The sequence below is a fragment of the Nocardia speluncae NBRC 108251 genome, from assembly GCF_001613245.1.
Taxonomy (GTDB): Bacteria; Actinomycetota; Actinomycetes; order Mycobacteriales; family Mycobacteriaceae; genus Nocardia; species Nocardia speluncae.
On the sequence record NZ_BDBZ01000027.1, the window covers coordinates 20686 to 28641 of the forward strand.

General features: G+C 67.3%; 1 protein-coding gene. It reads left to right on the forward strand.

Annotation, left to right across the window (positions count from 1 at the left end; genetic code table 11):
- Positions 1-15: 15 nt before the first annotated feature.
- On the forward strand, positions 16-7956 hold a 7941-nt coding region (locus NS6_RS21770), incomplete at its 3' end, for a non-ribosomal peptide synthetase (protein ID WP_157112878.1).

Consider the following 7956-nt stretch of genomic DNA (forward strand, 5'->3'; position numbering starts at 1 on the left):
GAAGCGAGGTTACGGTTGGACCGGCTGGACAACGGCGGGAACGGTACGAACAGTGGTTCGGCAACCGCCGACGGGGATCTGTTTCCCCTGTCGCCTGCACAGCTGGGTATCTGGTACGCGCAGCATGTCGACCCACAGGTGCCGGTCAATATCGCCCAGTACGCCGAACTGCACGGTGAGCTCGATGTCGACACCCTGACCCGGGCCAGTTCGGACGCTTCCCACGAACTGGGCTCGGGCTACCTGCGCATTGTCGAACGTGACGGGGAACCGCTGCAGTTCGTCGATCACAGTATCGAGGACGAGGTCCACTACGTGGACCTGCGGACCGCCGACGATCCGGCCGCCGCCGCCCGGGAATGGATGCGTGCCGAGTACGGCCGCCCGCTGGATCTGACCACCGACCGCCTCATCCGTGCCGCCGCCCTGCATCTGGGCGAGAACCACTGGTACTGGTATGTGCGCGCGCACCACATCGTGATCGACGGCTACGGCGCCATGAACATGATGAACCGGATTGCCGAGCTGTACACGGCCTACCGGGCGGGTGTGGAACCCGCGCCGTCCAAGGCCGCGCAGCTGCGCACCCTGTACGACCAGGAGCTCGCCTACCGCGAGAGCACCCGTTTCCGCACCGATAAGGAGCACTGGGCCGAACGGGTCGCCGGGCTCGAGGAGGGCACCAGCCTGGCCGGGCGTTCGGCCGCCCCGGCCGCCCGCAACGGAATCGTCCAGGGACCGCTCACCGATGATCAGAACGCCGCGCTCGGGGAGGCGGTGCGCCGCTACGAATCCTCACCGGCCCAGGAACTGATCGCCGCGTTCGCGGCCTACCTCGCGCAATGGAACAGCACCGAGGACGTCATCCTCAGCTTGCCTGTCACCGCGCGCACGACCGCGCTGATGCGCCGTTCCGGTGGCGTCTCGTCGAATATCGTTCCGCTGCGGCTGCACGTCGGCGCCGAAACCACCATCGCCGATCTGCGCCGCCAGGTGCAGCTCGAGGTGTCCGGGGCGCTGCGGCATCAGCGCTACCGGCACGAGGATATCCGCCGCGATTCCGCCGGCGGTGGGATGGTGACCACCGAATTCTTCGGACCATGGGTCAACATCATGCTGTTCCAGGACGAACTGCGGCTCGGCGACAGCGTCGGCAGCCTGCATGTGCTGTCCACCGGCAGTATCGAGGACCTGGGCGTCAACTTCTATCAGTCGATCGGTGGCACCCGCAGCCATATCGACTTCGAAACGAACCCCAACCTCTACAGCGACGAAGAGGCCACCCGGCACCACACCCGGTTCCTCGAATTCTTCGACCGGTTCCTGGCCGCCGAGGCCGCCGAGCCGGTGTGGGAGCTCGCGATCACCACGGCCGCCGAACATACCGCGACCGTCGAGACCTGGAACGATGCGGCGCACGAGGTCCCGGACACCACGCTGCCCGCGCTGCTGGACGTCCAGATCGCGCGGACCCCGGACAATCTCGCGGTCGAATTCGAGGGGACAAGTCTGACCTACGCCGAATTCGGCGCGCGGGTCAACCGCCTGGCCCGGTATCTGATCGCCGACGGTGTGGGCCCGGAATCGCTGGTCGCCCTCGGGATGCGCCGATCGGTCGAACTGGTCGTGGCGATGCACGCGGTAGTGCGCGCAGGCGGCGCCTACGTCCCGATCGACCCGGACCATCCGGCGGAGCGCACCGCCTACATCCTGGAGAGCGCGGCGCCGGTCCGTGTGCTGACGGTTACCGCGGACCAGGCGGAACTGCCCGAATCGGTGCGGTTCCTGTCTGTCGACACCCTCGATACCACCGGATTCTCGGACGCGCCGGTCACCGATGCCGACCGGCTCGCCCCGCTGCGCCCGGACAACACCGCGTACGTCATCTACACCTCGGGTTCGACCGGCCGCCCCAAGGGTGTCGCGGTGAGCCATCACGCCATCGTCAACCAGCAGCTGTGGATGCTGGACACCTACGGTTTCACCGCGGACGACGTCTATTTGCAGAAGACCGCCACCACTTTCGACGTCTCGCTGTGGGGTTACTTCCTGCCGCTGATGTCGGGTGCCACGCTGATCGTCGCGACTCCGGACGGCCACCGCGACCCGGCCTATGTCGCCGAAACCATTGCCCGGCACGGGGTGACCGTCACCGATTTCGTCCCGTCCATGCTGACGGTGTTCGCCTCCTACGCCGATTCCGAGCAGATCGCTTCGCTGCGCGCGATATTCGTGATCGGTGAGGCGCTGCCGCCGGAAACGGTCGCGGCGATGAAGGCGATCACCGGCGCCGGCCTGCACAACCTGTACGGACCCACCGAGGCCGCGGTTTCGGTGACCTACTGGGAGGCCACCGCCGCCGACACGGTCTCGGTGCCGATCGGTGTGCCGGAGTGGAATGTCGGGGTCCAAGTACTCGACGCCCGCCTGCGGCCGGCGGCCGTCGGCGCACCGGGTGAGCTGTATCTGTCGGGCCGTCAGCTGGCCCGCGGTTATCTGGGCCGTCCGGACCTGAGCGCCGACCGTTTCGTCGCCGATCCGCTGGGTGCGCCCGGGGACCGGATGTACCGCACCGGCGACCAGGTGCGCTGGCGCGCCGACGGAGTGCTCGAGTACCTCGGCCGGACCGACTTCCAGGTGAAGTTCCGCGGGCAGCGCATCGAACTCGGCGAAATCGAAACCGATCTGCTCGCCCATCCGGCAGTGAGTCAGGCCGTGGTGCTGGTGGTCGATACTGCCACCGGTCAGCAGCTGGCCGCCTATGCCGTACCCGCCCCCGGGCAGACCATCGAAACGGTCGAACTCACCCGGTTCCTCGGGGAGAAACTGCCGTCCTATATGGTCCCGGCCGCGATCGTGGTGCTGGACGCACTTCCGCTCAACACCAGCGGAAAACTGGATCGTAAGGCCCTGCCGGAGCCGGTGTTCAGCGCCGGCGCGGCCGGTTTCCGCGCCCCGCGTACCCAGGCCGAACAGGTTGTGGCCGCGATCTTCGCCGATATCCTGGGCCAGCAGCTCGTCGGTGTCGACGACAACTTCTTCGATCTCGGCGGTAACTCGCTGGTCGCGACCCAGGTCGTCGCGCGGATCAGCACCGCGTTCGGGGTTCGCATCGGGGTGCGGGCGCTGTTCGAAACGCCCACCGTGGCCGGTCTGGCCACGCGTATCGATATCTCTGCCGCGGGCGAGGCCCGCGAATCCCGGCTGCCGCTGGTGGCCCGTGCGCTGCCCGACCGGGTACCGCTGTCGCCGGCGCAGCAGCGGATGTGGTTCATCAACCAGTTCGATCCCACCGCGCCCACCTACAACCTGCCGTTCGTGATCCGGTTGCGTGGCCACGCCGATGTCGCGGCGCTCACCGCCGCCCTCGACGATGTGATCGAACGGCAGCAGTCGCTGCGGACCATTTTCCCGGAATCCGGGGACGGTGGCTATCAGCTGGTCCTGCCGATGAACGACGTCGATCTGGGTATCCGGGTGGAGCGGATCGACACCGACCGGCTGCCGGACGCGCTGGCCGAATTCGCCGCCGGCGGTTTCGACGTGACCCGGGAACTGCCCATCCGGGTCCGGCTGTACGAAGTGGCCGACGGCCGGTCCAACGGCACCCCTGAGCATGCGGTCGCCATTGTGGTGCACCATATTTCGGCCGACGGTTTCTCCTTCGGCCCGTTGTCCCGCGATGTCGCCGCGGCCTATGTGGCGCGGGCGACGGGCCTCGAGCCGTCGTGGGCGCCGCTGCCGGTGCAGTACCGGGATTACAGCGTCTGGCAACGGGAACTGCTGGGCCGCGAGGACGATCCGGAATCCATGGCGGTGCGGCAGATCGCTTTCTGGCGGGAAACGCTCGCGGGGCTGCCCGATCAGCTGGATTTGCCGATCGATCGGCCGCGCCCGGCGGTACAGGGTTTTCGTGGTGCGCAGCACCATTTCGCCATCGATGCCGAACTGCACGAGCGCCTGTCGGATCTGGCCCGAGGTAATGGGTCGACACTGTTCATGGTGCTGCACGCCGCGCTGGCGGTGCTGCTGTCGCGGCTCTCCGGAACCGGTGACATCGCCGTCGGTACGCCGGTCGCCGGCCGCGGTGAGGAGGCACTCGACGATCTGATCGGCATGTTCGTCAACACCCTGGTGTTGCGTTCGGCCGTGGACGGTGCCCGTCCGTTCACCGAATTCCTCGACAGCACCCGCGAAGCCGACCTCGCCGCCTTTGCGCACGCCGATGTTCCGTTCGAGCGGCTGGTCGAGGTGCTGAACCCGGCCCGTTCGCAGGCCCGGCAGCCGCTGGTGCAGGTGATGCTGTCGTTCCAGGAGATCTCGCACGCCGATCTGGAGATTCCCGGGCTGTCCATCAGCGCCGCGGAGATCGAACTCGCGATCGCCAAGTTCGACCTCGTCTGGACCGTCACCGAAAAGCGTAGTGGTCGCGGTGAACCGGCAGGCATGGACCTGGTCCTCTCCTATGCCACCGACCTGTTCGACGAGTCCACGGTTCGATCGTTCGTCACCCGCTGGCAGCGGTTGCTCGCCGTGATCGTCGACGATCCGCATACGCGGGTCGGGGCCATCGAACTGCTACACGCCGCCGAGCGCGCCGAACTCACCGCCTGTGCCGGTGGACCGGCCGAACAGCCGGATACCCTGGCGGGCCTGCTGGCCGCCGCGGCGGTCACCAATCCCGACGGTATCGCCGTTGTCGCCGACGACGAGTCCTATACCTACGCCGAACTGGACTCCGCCTCGAACCAGTTGGCGCGGGTGCTCATCGAGCGCGGTGCCGGTCCGGAGGTCTCGGTCGCGTTGGCGCTGGGCCGCTCGTGGCGGTATCAGCTGGCGCTGTGGGCGATCGTCAAATCCGGGGCGGTGCTGGTCCCGGTGGACCCGGCCTATCCGGCCGACCGCATCATCCACATGGTCACCGATTCGGGCGCCGCATTCGGGCTCACCGAGGACTACGAACTATCGGAACTGCCGGAGCTCGCCGGGGGCTGGATCAGCCTCGACGATCCCGAGCTCGCCGCGGAGGTCATGGCGAGCTCGGCGGATGCGATCACCGATGCCGATCGGCGCGCGCCGCTGCGCACCGCGAACACGGCGTACATGATCTACACCTCCGGTTCGACCGGTCTGCCGAAGGGAGTCGCGGTCACCCACGCCGGTCTGCGTAACTTCGCGGCCGAGCAGGTGCAGCGGTTCGGGCTGGATACGTCCACCCGCGCGCTGGCCTTCGCCTCCCCGTCGTTCGACGCCTCGGTGCTGGAACTGCTGCTGGCTGTCGGTGCGGCCGGCACCATGGTCATCGTGCCGCAGATGATGTTCGGCGGCGCGGAACTGGCCGATCTCATCGAGACGACCGGGGTGACGCATGCTTTCCTCACCCCGTCGGTGCTGGCCTCCTTGGATCTGGACGCGATGGACGATGTGCGCGTCGTCATCACCGGCGGTGAAGCCATACCGGCGGATCTCGCGGCGCGCTGGGCGGCCACCACGGGGCGTCGGCTGTTCAACGCGTACGGTCCGACCGAGGCCACCATCGCCACCAATATCAGCGGGCCGCTGCGTCCCGGCGAACCGGTCACCATCGGTGGGCCGGTGCGGGGTATGCGGGCGCTGGTGCTGGACAGGGGGCTGGACCCGGTGCCGGAGGGGGTTATCGGCGAACTGTACGTCGGCGGCATCCAGCTGGCTCGCGGCTATCATGCCCGGCCCGCGCTGACCGCCGGCCGGTTCGTCGCGGACCCGTTCGGCCTCGGCGGGGAGCGCCTGTACCGGACCGGTGACGTCGTGCGCTGGCGGCGCGACGCCTCCGACGCGCTGACCGTCGAATACGTGGGCCGCAACGACTTCCAGGTGAAGGTCCGCGGCTTCCGGATCGAGCTCGGCGAGATCGACGCCGCGCTGACCTCGCACCGTGCCGTCGACTTCGCCGTGACCATCGGCCACGAAAACGTCTCCGGCGCTACGACACTCGTGTCCTACATTGTTGCCGCACCGGGTGGCTCGGTCGATGTGCCCGCGGTGACGGCACATATTCAGGACCGTTTGCCCGCGTACATGGTGCCGTCCTCGATCATGGTGCTGGACGAGATCCCGCTGACTCCGGCCGGGAAGCTGGATCGCAAGGCGCTCCCGGTGCCGCAGTTCCAGACCCAGGCATTCCGCGCGCCCGTTACGCCTATCGAGGAGATCGTCGCCGACGTTTTCGCCGAGGTCCTCGGCGTGGACCGGGCCGGTCTCGACGACGATTTCTTCGAACTCGGCGGTAATTCACTGATCGCGACCCAGGTCGCGGCGCGGCTCGGCGCCGCCCTCGACACCCGGGTGCCGGTGCGCACACTGTTCGAAGCGTCCACCGTGATGGCGCTCGCGGCGCGGATCGAATCCCATGTCGGTGAAGGTGCGCGGCAGGCGCTGGTGGCTCGCAGCCGCGACGGCGATATCCCGCTGTCGCTGGCCCAGCAGCGGATGTGGTTCCTCAACCGCTACGACACCGAATCGGCGGTCAACAACATTCCGGTCGCCATCCGGATGTCCGGTGAACTCGATGTGGCCGCGCTGCAGGTCGCGATCATCGATGTGATCGACCGGCACGAATCCCTGCGCACCGTGTTCCCGGAAACCGGGCAGACTCCCGTCCAGGTGATTCTGGATGCGGCGCAGGTTGTCCCGGATCTGACCCCGTTCCGGATCCGTGAAGACAAACTGATCGATCACCTGATCGATCTGGCGACGATGGCATTCGACGTCACCGGCGAAGTGCCGTTGCATGCGCGGCTTTTCGAGATCAGTGATTCCGAGTACGTGCTCGGTATGGTGGTGCACCATATCTCCGCCGACGGCTGGTCGATGGGCCCGCTGGCGCGGGATGTGATGGTCGCCTACGCGGCACGCATCAGCTGGGAATCGCCGGCCTGGGTGAACCTTCCGGTGCAGTACGCGGATTACGCGCTCTGGCAGCGGGAAGTGCTGGGTTCGGAAGACGACCCGCAATCGCTCATCTCCGATCAGATCCGGTACTGGAAAAATGATCTGGCCGGACTTCCGGACGAATTGGCCCTGCCCGCCGACCGTCCGCGGCCCGCGGTGTCGTCGTATGTGGGCGGTACGCATTCCTTCGTGATCGAGCCGGAGATGCGGCGCCGGATCGCGGATCTCGGCCGCCGGCACAATGCCTCGCCGTTCATGGTGGTGCACAGTGTGCTGGCCGCGCTGCTGGCCCGGCTGACCGGCGAATCCGATATCGCCGTCGGTACTCCCGTCGCCGGCCGCGGTGAGGCCGCGCTGGAAAACCTGGTCGGCATGTTCGTCAACACGCTGGTCCTGCGGACTCAGGTCCAGGGCGGGATGAGTTTCGCCGAACTTCTCGCCACCGTCCGCAATACCGACCTGCAGGCGTTCGCGCACGCCGATGTGCCGTTCGAACGGCTGGTGGAGGTCCTCAACCCCACTCGCTCGCAGGCCCGGCACCCGTTCTTCCAGGTGGCGTTGTCGTTCGAGAACCTGCCGGACCGCACCTTCGAACTGCCGGAACTGCGGGTCGCCCCGGTCGATTTCGAGATCGGGTTGGAGAAGTTCGACCTTTCGCTCAATTTCCGTGGCATGGGCGAGGATACGAACTCCCCGATGCAGGGCGAACTGTCGTTCTCCCGCGACCTGTTCGACCCCGCGACGGCAGCGTCGTTCGCCGATCGGTTCCTGCGGTTGCTGGACGCGGTGGTGACGGATCCGGGTGCTGCGGTGGGCGATCTGGAGATCCTGGCGCCGATCGAGCGTATGGAGATGCTGGCCGACTGGAACTCGACCGAACACGCGCTGCCGGAGCGGTTGCTGCTGGACGGGTTCGAGCGGATGGCGGCCGCGCAGCCCGATCGGGTGGCGGTGTCGTTCGAGGGGACGAGTCTGTCCTACGGCGAGTTCTCGTCTCGGGTGAACCGCCTGTCTCGGTATCTGATC